Origin of the sequence: Vibrio furnissii CIP 102972 (assembly GCF_000176175.1) — a bacterium.
GTDB lineage: Bacteria > Pseudomonadota > Gammaproteobacteria > Enterobacterales > Vibrionaceae > Vibrio > Vibrio furnissii.
The window spans coordinates 863,822-882,855 of sequence record NZ_ACZP01000013.1 but is presented as its reverse complement, the minus strand read 5'-3'; the positions used below and the strand labels follow the sequence as shown (position 1 = coordinate 882,855).

General features: G+C 50.6%; 15 protein-coding genes, 4 tRNA genes and 1 pseudogene. 14 read left to right on the top strand and 6 right to left on the bottom strand.

Annotation, left to right across the window (positions count from 1 at the left end; translation table 11 throughout):
- Positions 1-24: 24 nt before the first annotated feature.
- From uvrY to VFA_RS08020, 7 genes are all read left to right on the top strand, one after another.
- Entirely contained in the window at positions 25-669 is a 645-nt protein-coding gene (gene uvrY / locus VFA_RS08050) for a UvrY/SirA/GacA family response regulator transcription factor (protein WP_038151245.1), read from the top strand.
- Positions 670-2,499, top strand: coding sequence for an excinuclease ABC subunit UvrC (gene uvrC, locus VFA_RS08045; protein ID WP_004726216.1), 1,830 nt, complete (start codon positions 670-672; stop codon positions 2,497-2,499).
- Positions 2,500-2,545: 46 nt separating this feature from the next.
- Positions 2,546-3,103, top strand: coding sequence for a CDP-diacylglycerol--glycerol-3-phosphate 3-phosphatidyltransferase (gene pgsA / locus VFA_RS08040; RefSeq protein ID WP_004726215.1), 558 nt, complete (start codon positions 2,546-2,548; stop codon positions 3,101-3,103).
- Positions 3,104-3,376: 273 nt separating this feature from the next.
- Positions 3,377-3,450: transfer RNA gene (locus tag VFA_RS08035), tRNA-Cys, on the top strand.
- Between the two features lie 3 nt (positions 3,451-3,453).
- Positions 3,454-3,529 (top strand) — tRNA-Gly (locus VFA_RS08030).
- 96 nt (positions 3,530-3,625) lie between these two features.
- Positions 3,626-3,712: transfer RNA gene (locus VFA_RS08025), tRNA-Leu, on the top strand.
- 23 nt (positions 3,713-3,735) lie between these two features.
- A tRNA-Gly gene (locus VFA_RS08020) sits at positions 3,736-3,811 on the top strand.
- Positions 3,812-4,560: 749 nt separating this feature from the next.
- On the opposite strand, the gene VFA_RS08010 is transcribed toward VFA_RS08020, so the two are convergent.
- Entirely contained in the window at positions 4,561-5,625 is a 1,065-nt protein-coding gene (locus tag VFA_RS08010) for a PQQ-dependent sugar dehydrogenase (protein WP_370447157.1), read from the bottom strand.
- Between the two features lie 398 nt (positions 5,626-6,023).
- Between VFA_RS08010 and VFA_RS08005 the strand changes: the two genes are divergently transcribed.
- Complete coding sequence (locus VFA_RS08005) at positions 6,024-7,172, top strand: GGDEF domain-containing protein (RefSeq protein WP_004726213.1); 1,149 nt, start codon at positions 6,024-6,026, stop codon at positions 7,170-7,172.
- Here the strand turns inward: VFA_RS08005 and VFA_RS08000 are convergent.
- Positions 7,124-8,059 carry a LysR family transcriptional regulator gene (locus VFA_RS08000; RefSeq protein WP_004726212.1) on the bottom strand — a complete coding sequence of 312 codons (936 nt, stop codon included), beginning with the start codon at positions 8,057-8,059 and terminating at the stop codon, positions 7,124-7,126. The two genes, VFA_RS08005 and VFA_RS08000, sit on opposite strands and share 49 nt — an antisense overlap.
- Before the next feature lie 8 nt (positions 8,060-8,067).
- Entirely contained in the window at positions 8,068-8,550 is a 483-nt protein-coding gene (locus VFA_RS07995; RefSeq protein WP_004726211.1) for a GNAT family N-acetyltransferase, read from the bottom strand.
- 350 nt (positions 8,551-8,900) lie between these two features.
- Between VFA_RS07995 and pheS the strand changes: the two genes are divergently transcribed.
- The 3 genes from pheS (at position 8,901) to ihfA (ending at position 13,029) form a co-directional block, all read left to right on the top strand.
- Positions 8,901-9,884, top strand: coding sequence for a phenylalanine--tRNA ligase subunit alpha (pheS, locus tag VFA_RS07990; RefSeq protein WP_004726210.1), 984 nt, complete (start codon positions 8,901-8,903; stop codon positions 9,882-9,884).
- An 18-nt stretch (positions 9,885-9,902) separates the two neighbouring features.
- Positions 9,903-12,290, top strand: coding sequence for a phenylalanine--tRNA ligase subunit beta (gene pheT / locus VFA_RS07985; protein WP_004726209.1), 2,388 nt, complete (start codon positions 9,903-9,905; stop codon positions 12,288-12,290).
- A 445-nt stretch (positions 12,291-12,735) separates the two neighbouring features.
- Entirely contained in the window at positions 12,736-13,029 is a 294-nt protein-coding gene (gene ihfA, locus VFA_RS07980) for an integration host factor subunit alpha (RefSeq protein WP_004726208.1), read from the top strand.
- A 49-nt stretch (positions 13,030-13,078) separates the two neighbouring features.
- Here the strand turns inward: ihfA and VFA_RS07975 are convergent, their stop codons facing one another.
- On the bottom strand, positions 13,079-13,855 hold the full coding sequence (locus tag VFA_RS07975) for a nucleotidyltransferase family protein (RefSeq protein ID WP_004726207.1): 777 nt from the start codon (positions 13,853-13,855) through the stop codon (positions 13,079-13,081).
- Positions 13,856-14,177: 322 nt separating this feature from the next.
- On the opposite strand from VFA_RS07975, the gene VFA_RS07970 reads away from it, so the two are divergent.
- The 3 genes and pseudogenes from VFA_RS07970 (at position 14,178) to VFA_RS24280 (ending at position 16,314) form a co-directional block, all read left to right on the top strand.
- Positions 14,178-14,825, top strand: coding sequence for a thiopurine S-methyltransferase (locus VFA_RS07970; RefSeq protein WP_004726206.1), 648 nt, complete (start codon positions 14,178-14,180; stop codon positions 14,823-14,825).
- A gap of 178 nt (positions 14,826-15,003) precedes the next feature.
- Positions 15,004-15,771: pseudogene (locus VFA_RS24285) on the top strand (PAS domain-containing protein); the annotation flags it as partial.
- Complete coding sequence (locus tag VFA_RS24280; protein WP_260677939.1) at positions 15,745-16,314, top strand: methyl-accepting chemotaxis protein; 570 nt, start codon at positions 15,745-15,747, stop codon at positions 16,312-16,314. The pseudogene VFA_RS24285 and the gene VFA_RS24280, both read left to right, overlap by 27 nt.
- Positions 16,315-16,381: 67 nt before the next feature.
- Here VFA_RS24280 and purT read toward each other — a convergent pair whose 3' ends face one another.
- Together purT and VFA_RS07955 are read right to left on the bottom strand one after the other, a co-directional pair.
- Complete coding sequence (purT, locus tag VFA_RS07960; protein ID WP_004726204.1) at positions 16,382-17,557, bottom strand: formate-dependent phosphoribosylglycinamide formyltransferase; 1,176 nt, start codon at positions 17,555-17,557, stop codon at positions 16,382-16,384.
- Between the two features lie 138 nt (positions 17,558-17,695).
- On the bottom strand, positions 17,696-19,009 hold the full coding sequence (locus VFA_RS07955; protein WP_004726203.1) for a ferredoxin reductase family protein: 1,314 nt from the start codon (positions 19,007-19,009) through the stop codon (positions 17,696-17,698).
- Positions 19,010-19,034 lie beyond the last annotated feature (25 nt).

Below are 19,034 nucleotides of genomic sequence, written 5' to 3'. Positions count from 1 at the left end.
ATTAATAAGTGTGGAGATACAAGTTTGATAAGTGTTTTCCTTGTAGATGATCACGAGCTGGTTCGCACAGGGATACGACGTATTATTGAAGACGTCCGTGGAATGAACGTAGCAGGGGAAGCTGATAGCGGTGAAGAAGCAGTGAAGTGGTGTCGTAGCCAACATGCTGACGTCGTACTGATGGATATGAACATGCCGGGTATTGGTGGCTTAGAAGCCACAAAGAAGATCCTGCGCTTCAATCCTGACGTCAAGATCATCGTTTTAACCGTTCATACAGAGAACCCGTTCCCGACTAAAGTGATGCAAGCCGGAGCCGCGGGCTATTTGACCAAAGGTGCAGCACCTGACGAAATGGTAAACGCCATTCGTGTGGTGCACAGTGGTCAACGTTATATTTCTCCGGAAATTGCCCAGCAAATGGCGTTAAGTCAGTTTTCACCCGCCTCCGAAAACCCATTTGCCGATTTGTCCGAACGTGAACTTCAGATCATGCTGATGATCACCAAAGGACAGAAAGTGACTGATATTTCGGAACAATTGAATTTAAGTCCGAAGACGGTCAACAGTTATCGTTATCGACTATTTGCGAAGCTCGACATCAGTGGTGATGTGGAACTGACGCATTTGGCGATTCGACACGGAATGCTCGACACTGAGAAGTTATAAGTGTCTTCATTTGATTCGACCTCCTTTCTGAAAACAGTAACCAATCAGCCCGGCGTGTACCGCATGTACAATGCCGAGGCTGAGGTTATTTATGTCGGTAAAGCCAAAGATCTCAAAAAGCGTCTTTCCAGTTACTTTCGCAAGAAGATAGACAGCGAAAAAACACGGGCGTTGGTGACGCACATCGAGAAAATCGATGTGACGATCACGCATACCGAAACGGAAGCGCTGATCCTTGAGCACAACTACATCAAGCAGTACCTGCCAAAGTACAACGTGCTACTGCGGGATGATAAATCCTACCCGTATATTTTCATCAGCGGTCATCGTCATCCGAGGCTGTCGATGCATCGTGGTGCCAAGAAACGTAAAGGCGAATACTTCGGCCCGTATCCGGATTCCGGGGCGGTGCGTGAAACGCTACACCTGATTCAGAAGATCTTTCCGGTGCGTCAATGCGAAGATACGGTTTACAGCAACCGAACACGCCCGTGCCTGATGTATCAGATTGGCCGTTGTGCAGGGCCTTGTGTCAGCAGCATTATTTCTGATGACGAATACGCCGAACTGGTGAACTACGTGCGCCTGTTTTTGCAAGGCAAAGACAAGCAAGTGCTAGAAATCCTCATCGATAAGATGGAAAAAGCCAGCATGGGATTGCGCTTTGAAGATGCGGCGAAGTTTCGCGACCAGATTCATGCCATTCGCCGAGTGCAAGAGCAGCAATTCGTGTCTGAAGACAGCATGGACGACATGGACGTGCTCGGTTTTGCGCAGGAAAAGGGCATTGCCTGTATCCATATTTTGATGATTCGTCAGGGCAAAGTCCTTGGCAGTCGCAGCCACTTTCCGAAAATTCCACACAACACGTCGCAAGAAGAGGTGTTTGAGAGCTTCCTGAGCCAGTATTACCTCAGCCACAATGAAGCGCGGACAATGCCAAGCCGTATCTTGTTGAATGATGGATTGCTGGTGGATGCTAAACCAATGCAGGATGCCTTAACGCAATTGGCGGGCCGCAAAGTCACCTTCCACGTCAATCCAACGGGCACGCGTGGGCGCTATTTGAAGCTGTCGAACACCAACGCGCTGACGGCGATCACCACCAAGATCAACCATAAGATGACCATCAACCAGCGTTTCAAAGCGCTGCAAGATGAGTTGGGGATCGACAACATTACTCGCATGGAGTGTTTCGATATTTCGCACACCATGGGGGAGAGTACCATCGCCTCATGCGTGGTGTTTAACCAAGAAGGCCCGCTCAAGCAGGAATATCGTCGCTACAACATCACGGGCATTACCGGTGGTGATGACTATGCGGCGATGGGGCAAGTGCTCGAGCGCCGTTACGGCAAGCAGTTAGATGTCGACAAAATTCCAGACATCATCTTTATCGATGGCGGCAAAGGGCAGTTGAACCGCGCACATGAAATCATGACGCAGTGTTGGCAAGATTGGCCGAAGCGTCCGCGGCTGATTGGTATTGCCAAAGGGGTCACGCGCAAACCGGGTCTGGAAACGCTGATCACCACCGATGGCGATGAATTTCATTTGCCAAGTGATGCACCTGCGCTGCACTTGATTCAACACATTCGTGATGAAAGCCATAACCACGCGATTGCTGGTCACCGAGCCAAAAGGGGTAAAACGCGTCGCACCAGTGCACTGGAAGGCATTGAAGGGGTTGGACCCAAACGTCGTCAGGCGTTACTCAAATACATGGGTGGTTTGCAAGAGCTCAAACGTGCAACTGTTGAAGAAATCGCCAAAGTGCCGGGCATCAGTCATTCTTTAGCAGAAATCATTTATCAAACATTGAAACAATAAGAAAAATACCGCACCATAAACGCGCAGTCGATAAGAGCCTAAAAATATGCGTTTTAACATTCCCAATATTCTGTCTTTAGTACGACTTTTTCTGATTCCAGTCTTTGTCGTGTGTTTCTACTTACCTTACCACTGGGCTCCATTTGCAGCAGCGATGGTGTTCTGGGTTGCAGGGTTCACCGATTGGTTGGATGGGATGTTGGCGCGAAAACTCGGGCAGACGTCGCGTTTTGGTGCGTTTATCGACCCGGTTGCCGATAAAGTGTTGGTCGCCACTGCGCTGATTCTGATTACTGAGTACTACCACAACATTTGGATCACCATTCCTGCGGTTACCATGATTGCGCGCGAGATCATCATCTCTGCACTGCGCGAGTGGATGGCGGAAATTGGCAAACGCGCCAGTGTTGCTGTGTCTTGGATCGGTAAAGTGAAAACCTTGACCCAAATGTTTGCATTGTGGGTGCTGATTTGGCGCTACGACGACTGGATGGTTTGGCTGGGTTACGCTGCGATTTACGTGGCGACCATTTTGACCTACTGGTCAATGGTGCAATATTTGGCGGCCGCCAAAGACGATCTACTCAGCGAAGAACATCAATAGAAAAGCGGGCGAAAGCCCGTTTTTTTGTCTCTCGATTTTTGTTTTAGGTTAAGCGAGTATTTCGCCATGAAATACACGGTCTGAGTTCGGTTATCTTGTGGAAATATCGAGCTTTTTTGCTAGTAAACTGAGCAAATCAATGCTTTTTGAATGCAAAATAGACAAACGATTTAAAATCAAAAAAATTGTGTTGACTCATTTCATCGAATCCGTAGAATGCATCCCGTACTCCAGAGGAATGCCGCAATGCGGTGAGCCTTGAAGAGTGTCAGAGGCGCGTTGGCAGAGTGGCCATGCAGCGGATTGCAAATCCGTGGACCTCGGTTCGACTCCGGGACGCGCCTCCATTTGCGACACTAGCTCAGTTGGTAGAGCGCAACCTTGCCAAGGTTGAGGTCACGAGTTCGAACCTCGTGTGTCGCTCCAAATTACAGTGATAGGACCGACAATCGGTCGTGTTACTTCGATTTGAGTATCGTTAATCGATGCTTAGATGGTGTTACCATCGCAACAATTTTGCGTGCCCTGGTGGTGAAATTGGTAGACACAAGGGATTTAAAATCCCTCGACTTTCGAGTCGTGCCGGTTCAAGTCCGGCCCGGGGCACCATCTCTCTACAATATATAGTTTATGCGACACTAGCTCAGTTGGTAGAGCGCAACCTTGCCAAGGTTGAGGTCACGAGTTCGAACCTCGTGTGTCGCTCCAAACAAGAAAAGCCCGATCAGAAATGGTCGGGTTTTTTGCTATCTGGCGTATGCGAAGAGGGCGAACCTCGTGCCCAAGCTGGTCGCGTCGCTCCAAACAAGAAAAGCTTGATCAAACAGGGTTGGGTTTTTTGTTATCCGGCACATGCGAAGAGGGCGAACCTCGTGCCCAAGCTGGTCGCGTCGTTCCAAACAAAGAAAGCCCGATCAGAAATGGTCGGGTTTTTTGTTATCCGGCACATGCGAAGAGGGCGAACCTCGTGCCCAAGCTGGTCGCGTCGTTCCAAACAAAGAAAGCCCGATCAGAAATGGTCGGGTTTTTTGCTATCTGGCATATGCGAAGAGGGCGAACCTCGTGCCCAAGCTGGTCGCGTCGCTCCAAACAAGAAAAGCCCGATCAAACAGGGTCGGGCTTTTTGCTATCTGGCATATGCGAAGAGGGCGAACCTCGTGCCCAAGCTGGTCGCGTCGCTCCAAACAAAGAAAGCCCGATCAGAAATGGTCGGGTTTTTTGCTATCTGGCATATGCGAAGAGGGCGAACCTCGTGCCCAAGCTGGTCGCGTCGCTCCAAACAAGAAAAGCCCGATCAGAAATGGTCGGGTTTTTTGTTATCCGGCACATGCGAAGAGGGCGAACCTCGTGCCCAAGCTGGTCGCGTCGTTCCAAACAAAGAAAGCCCGGTCAGAAATGGTCGGGCTTTTTGTTATCTGGAATTTATTATCTGATATGGCTTTCTACGCATTGTAACTTTACGGCTTGAGGCGATAAATATTACCGCTGTCGGTGGAGAAGTAGATCCAGTCATCGGGTGAACGGCGAATATCGCGAATGCGCTCGTTCAGTGACTCTAGCAATCGCGTCTCTTCTATGGCGCTCTGGTTGTCATCCAACGTGATCACGTTGATGTGGGTGAGCTTGAGGGCGCCCGTCAGCAATTTACCATTGAGTTGTGGGTAGCGTTGACCGCGGTAGAGCAATAAGCCGCTGGGGGCGATTGAAGGAATGTACACTTTCCTTGGGGAGTCGATGCCGTCCGCTTCTTCACTGTCGCCGACAGACACCGGCCCCCAGTATTCTTTACCATACGATGTGGTTGGCCAGCCGTAGTTGGCGCCTTTACGAATCAGATTGATTTCATCGCCGCCTCGCGGGCCGTGTTCAATTTCCCACAAGGTTTGGCTGGGAGCATCGTAATACAACCCTTGCGGGTTGCGATGGCCGTAGCTCCAGATCTGTGCTTGTGCGTTGGGATTGCCAGCGAACGGGTTGTCATCGGGCGTCGTCCCATCAAGGTTTAAACGCAACACGCTGCCTGCATGGGTTCGGCGATCTTGCCCGTTCGGGCGCATACCGCGATCGCCAATAGTGAAATAAAGGTGGGTCGCGTCAAAGGCAATGCGGCTACCGAAGTGACGCGTTGTGGTGGAATTGGACACAGTGATCAATACGTCTCGCCACGCCGTGACAGTTTTTCCGTCCCAATTCGCCATGGCAAGCGTGGTATCGATGCCGGAATCGTGTTGTTTACTGTAGGTGAAGTAGAACACGGTGGGGTCATGAGGAGAGAGTGCCACATCGAGCAAGCCGCCTTGGCCGTTTGCGGCTACCGAGGCCACATGAAGCAGAGAGGTTTTGGTCTGCGTTTTGAGGTCCACCAGTACAATATCGCCATTTCTTTCCGTCACCAGCAGTTGATCGTTGGAGACAAAACTCATTCCCCAAGGCACCAACAGGCCACTCATCACTTTCTCGGCTTCCCACGCAGCCGCGTTGAAACTGCAAAGCCACATTAATATGCACAGTCGACGCACCATATCCTCATCCTTCACGTTGGCGATAGAGAGAGTTTAGCAGCCTTTCACGGCCTATTCGTTTGTGTTCAGGGATGGTTGACGCTGTTGAACGATCGTTTATTCGTTAGGTGTGACACGTCATGTCATGTGTTGTCGCGCGTTATACTTTGGTCGAGTCCTCTGCGCGGGCAATGGCGTTGATTTTTCATGAAAATTTGTTATCTATCTGTTTTTAAAGTAATTTATTTCATGTTGAGAGGCCGTTTTGGCGGCGGCTATTTCACTTTGGCGCAGTGAAGCGTCCATATTTTCTGCTTTATCTCACAACCTATTGGTGGTTTCTATGGCATAGTCATTACACTTATTGTGGTTTTATGCATTGATGGTGAATTCTTTACGCGACGGAGCCTCTGCTTGATATGAAGTCATTCCAATGGGATCGGTATTTTGAAACGGGCATCGATGATGTCGATGAACAGCATCAATATTTGGTGGGGTTCATTAATCGATATGGCGAGTTACTGTCGGAAAACAACGTCTCATTGCAAGACGTGCGTATGGCGTTGTTTGAACTCTCGCGCTATGCCGAATTTCATTTCAAAGAAGAAGAGCAGTTAATGCGTGATGTTGGCATCGCTGAGGCGCACCTGAGTGAGCATATTGATGTTCATCGTACCTTTATGTCGGAGATTTTCAGCATGCAGGCATTCCTCAGTGAAAGCGATGAGCGGCCTGCGGTGCAATTGTTGGAGTTCCTGATCCACTGGCTCGCTTACCACATTCTCGGCATCGATCAGAACATGGCGCGGCAGGTCAAAGCGATTGAGCAGGGCCTCTCGGCGCAACACGCGTATGAGCAAGAAGAACGGCAACGAGACAGCGCGACGGAGCCGTTACTCAATGCGTTAAATGGTTTGTTTGAACAGGTGTCGGAGCGAAACCGCGAGCTGATTCGCGTCAACCAATCGCTGGAAGAAAAGGTGCATGAACGCACACAACAGTTGATGCAAGCGAATCGGCAGCTTGAAGCGTTGTCGATGACTGACAGTTTGACCGCGTTACCCAATCGCCGCAAAGCGATGCGCCAGTTGGAAGCGTATTGGAACGAATCACAGCAGCAAGGGTTGCCGCTGGTGTGCATCATGATTGATGCAGACTACTTCAAACAGGTAAACGACAGTTGTGGTCATGATGCAGGCGATCGCGTGTTGATGGCGCTAGCGCATACGTTAAAACATGCGTTTCGTAGCGATGACTTAGTGTGCCGGCTTGGGGGCGATGAGTTTTTGGTGATTTGTCCTAATACCGATCTCGATGGCGGCGTGCACATTGCAGAGCTGACGCGTCAGCAAGTCAACAACCTGTTGGTGCCTACGGGCATGGAGCCTTGGCGGGGGAGCATCAGTGTCGGCGTGGCGGAATCCCATGGGTTTATGAACGATCACCATGCGTTGATTAAGCTCGCCGATACGGCGGTTTATCGCGCTAAAAAGGCGGGCAAAAACCGCGTTTGTGTGGCTCAATTTGAAGAAGTGATGAGCGCAGAGCCCAAGGCCAACTTGGCTTGAAAATCACGTTGCAGATGGGCAAAACAGAGTTCGCGAAACCAACGATGCTCATCGTCATTTTGGAATTTTGCATGCCACAATAAGTAGTAATTGTGCGTGGCCAATTCAAACGGCGCACTCAGTACCGCCAACGGGTAACGCTTGGCGTATTGCGCAGCGATATGCAGCGGCACCGTGACCAAGCAGTGTGTCCCAATGACGGTCTCCAAAGCCAAGCGAAGGGAAGGGAGCGTCGCGAAAATGCGGCGTTGTTTCTTGTGCTGACGAAACAAGTTATCCACCTGTCGCGTCTCTTCATGTAAGTCACTGACCAGAATATGCCGCGCGGAGAAATAGTGCTCCATCGACATGCCGTGTGTGGCGATCTCATTCGTCTGACAGCAGCAAATGACATAATGGTCACTGGCCAGGCGTTTACCGTACAAATTCTCTGGCACCGTGACCGCCAATGTGCCCAGCAAGTCAAAGTTGGTTTCACCCAATTCACTCAGCGGTGCATTCTGCCACAGCGAGGTTTGAATGCCCGCTTGCGGGGCCTTCTCATACAGTTCAGCACAGAGCGCAGGCAGAATATCCATGGAAATGAAACTGTTGAACGCGAGTCGGAAAGAGCGGTCGCAATGTTGAATATTGGCTTGCGGCGGTAAATACAATTGATCGAGCTGAAACAGCAACGCGGGCAGGCGCTCTTTGAGCTGTTCGCCCCGCTGTGTCAACGTAAACTGCTGGCCATCACGGATGAGAATCGGATCCTGAAACTCGTCGCGAATCAAGCGCAGCGCCTTACTCATAGCCGGTTGAGTCACGTTCAGGCGGCGCGCGGCATCCGTGAGATTGCGAGTTTCAAGCAGCGCCATCAGCGCAGGCAGCAGTTTGTAGTTGTTCATCCGTGTCCTTACAGCGTTTTCAGCATCCACACATCGCAGCCGTTGTGTTCGGTGCCGGGCATCGCCGAGGGTAAATGCTCAAACCCCAAACTCTCATACAAACGCACTGCGGTACTCATATTCGACAGTGTATCGAGGTAACAGTGCGTAAACCCTTGGTGCTTGGCAAAGGCGAGGCATTGTGTGGCCAGCGTCTTGCCCAAACCATGACCACGACTTTCCGGCAGCAGGAATAGCTTTTTGAGTTCGCAGACGGAATCACTACCGTTGAATGGCGCGATGCCGCCACCGCCGACGATCTTGCCGCCCAGCGTTGCAACCCAATAGCCACTGCGATTTTGGGCCACATAATGCTGGCTCATTGCCAGTACTTCATCATCGGATGGGCCGAAACCGTCGCCAATTGCGCCAAATTCAGCGCCGACGCTTTTGATGATCGTGCAGATGATGGGATCGTCGTCTGCGCAGATGGGCTGGATGTGTGTGTTCATGTCGACCTCGAGAAATGATGAAGATGGAGTCGTCACCTTACGTGGGGATGAGTATAAACAGAAATCAAAATATTCACTAATCACCATAACCAAAAGTGATAGCTGGCGAAAAATAATCGGAGGGTCAAATTCGGCTGTTTAACAAATAAACGAAAGCGCCTTTTCCTGCGGTTGAAAGTGTGATTCAGGCCGATTTCAATTTGGCTTTGACAGCAGCTTTCGTTACTATGTACAGCTATTTGAAAAACCCCAAGAATCCCTTATGGTCAGCCTATCGGTACCCCAAAAGGGCACCAAGGTCACCCTTTTGGGCTCCTTAAGGAAACTGCTCATCAGCAGACGAGGAAACGATGCAACATCTACAAGAGATTATTGCTAACGCGACCGCAGCCATTAATGCTGCAGAGTCGTTAGTCGCACTGGATGAAGTGCGTGTTCAGTACCTGGGCAAAAAAGGTGAGCTGACGGCTCAGCTGCAAAGCCTAGGCAAACTTCCACCAGAAGAGCGCCGCACTGCTGGTCAGGAAATCAACGTCGCAAAAGAAACGGTTCAAAAAGCCATTGCTGCGCGTAAAGACAGCCTGCAACGTGCAGAGCTGGAAGCGAAGCTGGCGGCAGAAACCATCGACGTGACCCTGCCTGGTCGTCGTATCGAGAACGGTGGTCTGCACCCAGTCACCCGTACGATCGAGCGTATTGAAAGCTTCTTTGGCGAACTGGGCTTTACCGTTGAGTCTGGTCCTGAAATCGAAGATGATTTCCATAACTTCGATGCGTTGAACATCGCTGACGATCATCCAGCACGTACTGACCACGATACCTTCTTCTTTAATCCAAAGTTGATGCTGCGTACTCACACGTCTGGCGTACAGATCCGTACCATGGAAGAGAACCAGCCGCCGCTGCGTTTCATCGCACCTGGCCGTGTTTACCGTAACGACTACGACCAAACACACACGCCAATGTTCCACCAAGTGGAAGGCATGCTGGTTGACGAAAACGTCAACTTCGCACAGCTAAAAGGCATCCTGCACGACTTCCTTTGCAACTTCTTTGAAGAAGATCTGGAAGTGCGTTTCCGTCCATCTTACTTCCCATTCACTGAGCCTTCAGCAGAAGTGGATGTGAAAGGTAAGAACGGTAAATGGCTGGAAGTACTGGGCTGCGGTATGGTGCATCCAAATGTACTGCGCAGTGTGGGTATCGACCCTGAAAAATACTCTGGTTTCGCATTCGGTATGGGCGTTGAGCGTCTGACCATGCTTCGTTACGGTGTGAACGACTTGCGTGCGTTCTTCGAAAACGACCTTCGTTTCCTAAAACAGTTCAAGTAATCCAGAGGTTTAATCACAATGAAATTCAGCGAATCTTGGCTTCGTGAGTGGGTTAACCCTGCGGTTACCACGGACGAGCTTACTCACCAAATTACGATGGCCGGCTTGGAAGTTGACGATGTCCTTCCGGTTGCGGGCACTTTTACTGGCGTGAAAGTGGGCCACGTTGTGGAATGTGGTCAGCACCCAGATGCCGACAAACTGCGTGTAACCAAAGTGGATGTGGGCGAAGAAGAACTGCTCGACATCGTGTGTGGCGCGCCAAACTGCCGTCAGGGCCTCAAAGTCGCGGTTGCGACGGTTGGCGCTGTACTGCCAGGCGATTTCAAAATCAAAAAAGCGAAACTACGTGGCCAGCCTTCTCACGGCATGCTGTGTTCTTTCTCTGAACTGGGTATTGATGTTGAATCCAACGGCATCATGGAACTCGCGGAAGATGCCGTGATCGGTACTGACTTCCGTGAATTCCTGGCGTTGAATGACGTCACCATCGATGTTGACCTAACCTCAAACCGCGCCGACTGTTTCAGCCTGCGTGGTATGGCGCGTGAAGTGGGCGTACTCAACCGCGCGGATGTGGCTGAGCCTGCCGTTTCACCTGTTGCACCCACGATTGATGCGAACATTTCGATTGAAGTGAAAGCACCAGCGGCGTGTCCTCGCTACTTGGGTCGCATTGTGAAGAACGTCAATGTTCAAGCGCAAACGCCATTGTGGATGCAAGAAAAACTGCGTCGTTGTGGCATTCGTTCCATCGACCCAATCGTTGACATCACCAACTACGTGATGCTTGAGCAAGGCCAGCCAATGCACGCATTTGATCTGGCGAAGATCGAAGGCGGCATCGTGGTGCGTCTGGCAGAGCAAGGCGAGAAACTGACGCTGCTAGACGGCAACGAAGCGGAACTCAATGCCGACACACTGATCATTGCTGACCACAACAAAGCGCTGGCGATTGCGGGCATCTTTGGTGGCGAGCACTCAGGTGTGAGCACTGAAACCAAAGACGTGCTGTTGGAATGTGCATTCTTCGCTCCGGACCATATCCGTGGCCGCGCACGCAGCTACGGTCTGCACACCGATTCTTCCATGCGTTACGAACGTGGTGTGGATTACGCACTGCAACACGCTGCGATGGAACGTGCAACACAACTGCTGGTTGATATTTGTGGTGGTGACGTTGCACCAGTTGTGGCGGCTGAATCTGATGCGGATCTGCCAAAACCAAACACCGTGGCTCTGCGCCGCACGAAACTAGACAACCTGCTGGGTCACCACATCGCGGATGCGGACGTGGTTGAAATCCTGCAACGTCTAGGCATGAGCGTTGAAACCACAGCGGAAGGCTGGACAGCGACAGCGCCAACTTGGCGTTTTGATATCGCTATCGAGCAAGATTTGGTGGAAGAAGTTGGCCGTATCTACGGTTACGACAACATTCCAAACCAAGCGCCGGCGGCTGCACTGAACATGAACCTGCACAAAGAAGCAAACCTGCCTCTGAAACGCGTTCGTGATCTGCTGGTTGACCGTGGTTACCACGAAGCCATCACATACAGCTTCGTAGAGCCAGAACAGCAAAAACTGATCGTGCCAGATGTTGAGCCTTTGATTCTGCCAAACCCAATTTCAGCAGACATGTCTGCGATGCGTTTGAGCCTGATTCAAGGTCTGCTGAACACAGTGGTTCACAACCAAAAACGTCAGCAACCACGCGTGCGTCTGTTCGAACAAGGTCTGCGTTTCATTCCGGATCAAGCGGCTGAAAACGGCATGCGCCAAGAGCCGATGTTGGCGGGCGTGATTTCAGGAACTCGTGGTGAAGAGCACTGGAACCTGGAAACCGCAACCGTTGATTTCTTTGACTTGAAAGGCGACGTGGAAGCGATTCTGGAACTGACTGCGAACGGCAAAGCATACAGCTTCGCTGCGGCAAAACACCCAGCGCTGCACCCAGGCCAATCCGCTGCGATTGTTCTGGATGGCAAAACGATCGGTGTGATCGGTACGGTTCACCCAGAGCTTGAGCGTAAATTTGGTCTGAACGGTCGTACCATCGTGTTTGAAATCGAATGGTCGGCGATCAACACCAAAGTGATCCCAGAAGCGGTTGCACTGTCTAAGTTCCCATCAAACCGTCGCGATATCGCGGTTGTGGTTGACGACGCGGTGGCATCTGGTGACATCGTGAAAGCGTGTCTGGAGCAGGGCGGCGAATTCCTAAAAGACGCCAAACTGTTTGACGTTTACGTGGGCAAAGGCGTTGAGGATGGTAAGAAGAGCTTGGCAATTGCTCTGACGCTACAATCCGCTGAACGTACGCTGGAAGATGCTGATATCGCCGGTGCGGTTGAAGCCATTGTGGCTCATGTCTCCGCGAAATTTGGTGCCACACTGCGCGACTAATGGTTGCAAATTGTGTGAAAAAGCAGGCTCGAGAGCCTGCTTTTTTTATTCCGAATGACTTGCATTTGCCCCATCGGTTGGCGCATCATTTGGAGCAACCACCTGATTTACAGATAAATTTAAAAAAATTTTTTGGCGTAACGAAAATTTTTTCCTACGCTGTAATTAGAGAGAAGCTCTAAATATTTTGGGTGAATTAGTATAAGTAACTAAAATATCAGTAGTTTTTCTTTAAATGTGAAGACAAGTTTTGCGGCTAAGCGCGCGATGAACGTCTCTTTTTGTGGTGAGATTTTGGTTGGTCTCAATAAAAAAGTTGGCGAAAATCATAAGCTTGGCATACACTTTTCAGGTGATGCCAATTATGTCTTTGATTGGCTAAGCAAAAATTGCTTTGGTGCTGTCGTTGCACAGCAAGGTTTAACATAGCTTTGAGGGAAGTTTTATGGCGCTCACAAAGGCCGATTTGGCTGAGAACCTGTTTGAAAAACTAGGGTTTAGTAAACGGGATGCCAAGGAAACGGTTGAAGTGTTTTTTGAAGAAATTCGCAAAGCACTCGAAGGTGGCGAACAGGTAAAACTCTCCGGTTTTGGTAATTTTGATCTGCGAGACAAAAACGAACGTCCGGGTCGAAATCCAAAAACGGGTGAAGATATTCCGATCACCGCTCGACGTGTCGTAACGTTCCGCCCAGGGCAAAAACTAAAAGCCCGAGTCGAGAACATTAAAAAGTCGTAAAAAGACCGAGCATTAGACCACGCTTTCGCGTGGTCTTTTCATATCTGGCTTATGCGGCTTGAATGTGTGTGGTGATGTAAGGCTGCCATGCCTGCTGGTAGAGATCTTGTGACTCGCGGCGAATCTTCTGAATTTTAGCCATCTCCCAATCGTTGAGTGCGCGCTGGTCACGACCTGCGGTGCGCTCAATGTTCTGAATCTGTTTATAAAGGTCATGCTCTGGGCCACTTTTCACATCGGCAATCGCTTTCAAGTGAAATTGTACTTCGGCAATGATGCCGGTTTTTGGCAATTGAACCAGCACGTTCAAGTCGCGATAACCTGATTCCGCTGGTGATTTAAAGCGGTTTTTCACCTTCATCACCGTCGCTTCGCGGCTCAGGGCCTCATAGGCGTCAACCAAGCTCGGCACATCGTCGGCGATGATCGTGGCGCGCGCTAAATCGGTAATGCGTTCCGGTTGACCATTCAATTCCAATTCGATTTTTTCCAAGGCGCGGTGGTGTGATTTTACGCCAGAAAAGTAGGCGTGGGTGGATGTGAGTAGTGCGGTACTTTTGCACAAAGTTTCCAGTTCACACTGGGCTTGATGCGCCTTGCTGTAGAGGATGTCGAAATCCTGATAAGGCTGCAGAACGCTGTTTTGCGTGGTTTGAATGCCGTAAAGGCCGCTGAGGCTATGTTTGAAAAGCTTTGAACTGACTTGATTTTGCGATTCACCTCGGTTGTCTTCCGACGTGGTATCAAAAGGCAGAGCGGCCGCAAAAGCAGGCGCTCGGCTCAGAACCAGAAGCATCAGTGCCGTCGTTCGTAAGAATAGGCTCATTCACTCTCCTTAGCTTGCGCTGTTAGGTCAAAATTGGCAATCAGAAGGGCCATAACAGTGTGCAAACGAAGCATTCTCTTCAATAAAGATGTTGGGTTGAAAACGTTAAACTCAATCGCATCCCAACGACAAATGTGCAGAGTGTGTGGTCTGTCACATGACAATGCTCGGTTATTCAGACTATTAGCCGAATAAACAGTTCCTTTTGAGAGTGTAAGGAAGTGTGTCTTTCACAAAACGCTGACCGAGTGTTAAAAACTGGCTACCGAATTTAACCAGAATTCGTTACCCTATCGCGCTTCCATGACTTCAGAGATGACGAATGAACGATCCAGAATTTTGGCACGCGAAATGGGCCTCAAACCAAATTGGCTTTCACTTGACCGATGTGAACACATTGCTCAGCGATCACTGGCACGAAACACAGCCAAAACGCGATGAACGCGTTTTGGTGCCGTTGTGTGGTAAAAGCGAAGACCTCATTTGGTTGGCGGAAAAACATGACGATGTGCAAGGGGTGGAACTCAGCCCGATTGCGGTGCGCGCCTTTTTTGCGGAACACTTCTATACTCCAATTGTGACGCAGATTAACGGCCTGCATGAGCTGTATCAGTTCGATGAGCTGTCAATTTACACCGGGGATTACTTCACGGCGCCGCTGCAACCGGTCGACATTGTTTATGATCGCGCGGCACTGATTGCCTTGCCGGAAGGGATGCGCGCGGATTACGTGGCTCGTCTGAAATCTCTGCTCAATCCGGGTGCACGGATTCTTTTGGTCACCCTCGATTACGATCAGCAAGAGCTGAGTGGCCCACCGTTTAGTGTGAATGAAGAGGAAGTGAAGCGCTTGTTTAGTGGGTTTTCGGTGCGTCGTTTACTGCGTGATGAAGCCAACGCACAGCATCCGAAACGCGCCAAAAAAGGCCTCAGTCGTTTTGCCGAAGAAGTTTGGTTGATTGAAAGCTGAACCTGTGGCTCACGAATGGAGTAAAAGGTCTAATCAAAGATTGTAAAGGTGCCAAGATGCTGTACGATATGGCACCTTTTCGCTAGGTTGAAAAATAAGCAGTGCATGAAGAATGCTGCAAATCATCTCAAATTTTCCGATTGTGGCGGGCTCTCCCGCAATACCATGAGGTCCTAGTATGTTTCTTTTTAGCAGCCGTAAACAAGAACAGAATCACCAAGCTCAACTCGACGCCATGCGCTCTGCCAGTATGGTGCTCAATGCGATTAAACATCGCGTACCGTATATCGAATTTTCCAGTGATGGCCGTATTCTCACGGCCAACGAACTGTTTCTCAGCGCGATGGGATACTCGCTTGACGAAGTGCAAGGCCAGCACCACCGTCTTTTTTGTGATAAGCAACTGACCTCATCGGCATCGTATCAGAATTTTTGGCGTGAATTGGCGCAGGGCAACCCGCAACACGGGACGTTTCGCCGCGTGCGTAAAGATGGTCAAGACATCTGGATTGAAGCCACGTACGTGCCGGTGGTCGATGAACAGGGCCGCGTGGTGAAAGTGGTCAAAGTGGCCAGCGATGTCACCGAAGAAAAATTGCAGCTCGATAGCCAAGCCGCCATTTTTGAAGCACTAAAAACGTCGTTGGCGTACATCGAATTCACCCCGCAGGGGCAGATCCTCAATGCCAATGATAATTTCTGTCGCTGCGTGGGGTACTCACTGCGTGAGATTCAAGGCCAGCACCATCGCCTATTTTGCAGTGAGGCGTTCATGCAGAACAATCCCGATTTTTGGCCATCATTGGCTCGTGGTGAATTTAAATCCGGACTGTTTGAACGTCGCAATCGGAATGGTGATGTGATTTGGTTGGAAGCCACCTACAACCCGATCAAAGATCAGCAGGGCAATGTGGTGCGGGTGGTGAAATTCGCTAGTGAAATCACAGCACGTATTCATCATTTACAGGCGATTCAACAGGCGTCGAAGGTGGCGCAGCGCACGTCGCTTGAAACGTTGGACATTGCCAATGATGGCGCGAAAACCTTAGATGTCGCCGCGGATGTGGCGAACCAGATTGACGGCTCGGTAGAGCAAGCGTCGTCGTTGATGGAGAAACTGACCGAACAGTCACAGCAAATATCGCAAATCGTCACCACCATTTCGACCATTGCTGACCAAACCAATTTGTTGGCATTAAACGCTGCGATTGAAGCGGCAAGAGCCGGTGAATATGGCCGTGGGTTTGCAGTGGTGGCCGATGAAGTGCGTAAACTGGCGGCGAACACATCGCACGCGACGGATGAAATTGGCAACATCGTGAAACGGAACAGCGAATTGACCCAAGTGTCAGAGCAAACCATGACGGAAATTCAGCGCAAGGTCATTGAATGCAATCAACAATTGCAAGCGACCCAAGCGCTCATCGACGAGATTCGACACGGTGCGCAGAATGTTGCGGATACTGTGAGTCAACTCGTCAACGACTGATCGCTTCATCACGTGACAAAAAAGCGCGCTCAATGGCGCGCTTTGTGTTTTCTGATACCACGGACACTCAGTAGTGGATCTTCACTGCTTTGGCGCATTCAATCGCGCGAGTTGTTGCTTCAGTGGTGGTTTTCCCTCGAGACAGCGCCACACCTAGGCGGCGGCGACCGTTGATTTCGGGTTTGCCGAACAGGCGGATTTGCGAGTTCGGGACACACAACGCATCGTCTAAACCGGAGAACTGAATATCGCTTGAGGTGCCTTGACCAAGAATCGCCGCGGACGCAGCAGGGCCGTATTGCGTGATTTCGCCAATCGGTAAGCCGCTAAATGCACGCACATGCAGTGCGAACTCTGATACATCTTGAGAGACCAACGTCACCATGCCGGTGTCGTGAGGGCGAGGGGAGACTTCGTTGAAGATCACTTGGTCGCCTTTAACAAACAGCTCAACACCAAACAAACCATAGCCGCCCAGTGCGTTGACGATTTGTTCTGCCACGTATTCCGCTGCTTTGAGTGCATTTTCTGACATCGCTTGTGGCTGCCAAGATTCACGGTAATCCCCGTCTTCTTGACGGTGTCCGATTGGCGCGCAGAAATGAACGCCATCGACCGCGCGCACGGTCAGCAGCGTAATTTCGTAATCAAAATCGATAAAGCCTTCAACAATCACACGGCCAGCGCCTGTGCGGCCACCTTCTTGCGCGTATTGCCACGCTTTTTCTACATCTTCCGCGGTCTTGATCACGCTCTGGCCTTTGCCCGATGAGCTCATGACCGGCTTACATACACAAGGAATCCCGACGAATTCAACCGCCGCGACGAAATCGTCATAGTTGTCAGCAAACTGATATGGGGACGTCGGCAGAGAAAGTTCTTCAGACGCGAGGCGACGGATGCCTTCACGGTTCATGGTGAGACGCGTCGCGTTTGCCGTGGGAACCACGTTCAACCCTTGCGCTTCCAGCTCCACCAGTTTGCTGGTGGCGATCGCTTCAATTTCAGGTACCACGTAATGCGGTTTTTCTAAATCAATCACCTGTTGCAATGCGTTTGCATCGAGCATATCGAATACATGGCTGCGGTGCGCGACTTGCATCGCTGGCGCATGTTCATAACGATCGCAGGCAATCACTTCCAAGCCTAAACGTTGGCACTCAATCGCCACTTCTTTACCAAGTTCACCAGAGCCAAGCAACAGCACGCGTTTAGCACTGTTTCGAGTCGCAGTCCCCAACATAGAGCGAAAATCCTTATAGTCATGCATCGATTCCCAGTATCACAGCGATACTGGGAATACCCTGAGTAAAAACAGCGGCAATCATACTGGAATTTGCTAAAAAAGCAAACGTTTGCGCTAGGCGCGTCGTGAGCAAAATTAACGCATCGCAAACCGTTCGGAATGAAAGTTTTGTTGCGGTAACCCCATGCCAATCAATTGATTTTTCAAGCTGGAAGCAAAGCCTGCTGGGCCACAGAAACTGACACTCGCCTGTGTGAGGTTGAGGTGCTCTGCCACGCGTTCGGCACACAATCGTTCGTTGTTGGCCGAGGTGTAGACGTGCAGGTTCACGTTCGGCAAGTTGCTGACGAAGCGCTCCAAGAGTTTGACGAAATACTGCTGTTTGTTGTTATCACGGCAGTAGAACAATTCAATATGACGTCCTGATGAATGCGGTTGTTGTGTCAGGTGTTGTAACCACGCGACAAACGGCACAATCCCGATTCCGGCACCCACCCACACTTGTTGCACGTCGGCAGGGACTTGGAAGCGTCCGTAACCCCCTTCGACGGTGACCGCATGCCCTTGTTGCAGGGTGGTGAACAGGTGATGGGTATAATCGCCCAGATCTTTCATCGCAAATTCAACGTGTTGGGTGAACGCATCGTACTTCAAGATAGAGAAGGGGTGAGGCGCTTCGCCATCGTGAAAGTCGAGGTAAGCGAATTGACCTGCACGGTAATCCAACGGCTTATCCAACGTGATGCCAATATGCAGCACGCGATAATCATTGCTGTCATCCACCACGTGTTGCACCAATGACACCCGCCCATTCACTTTGCGACGGCGACCAATTTGGCCGCTGAGTGACAGCACGGCGCACAGTGAACCGACTGCCGCGCAAACCCAAACCAGCGTGTTTAAGGTCGCGGCACTCCATTGATAATCCAGCACGGCCACCGAGTGGAATGCACCGGCGAGGAAAATCGCGCCTGCTAGTTTGTGAGTGAAACGAAAACGGCGGTAACTGATGGCTTGAAATAGGCTAATCGCGACGAAGATAACGAACACATAAAAGCTGTATTCGCCGACGACTTTCCCCCAATGCATCCAGTTAATGCCCTCGATGGCTTGCCCTAACCGTGCACGACGTTGCGGTGCGGCTAACAGGCCAAGGCTGATGAGCCACTTAGGAGATTCAATCATGATCCAGTGCGCTACTAGGGCCACGAGCGCGCCGATCCCCATCTGTTTATGAATGGCGTAGCCTTTGTCGAGTCCGTTGACAAACTCTTCCACTTTGGGCAACCGCATCGCCAACACCATCGCAACGGCCATGTAGGCAAACCCGATCGCACCAGTCAGCAGGATTAGTTGGTGACGCCAATAGAAAAAGTTTGCCTCTGGATCCCAGGTGAACAAGACATTGGGTATCCATAACAAACTGATAATGAACGCAATTGTTTTCATGATCTAAGTCCTTTCATTTGTTGTG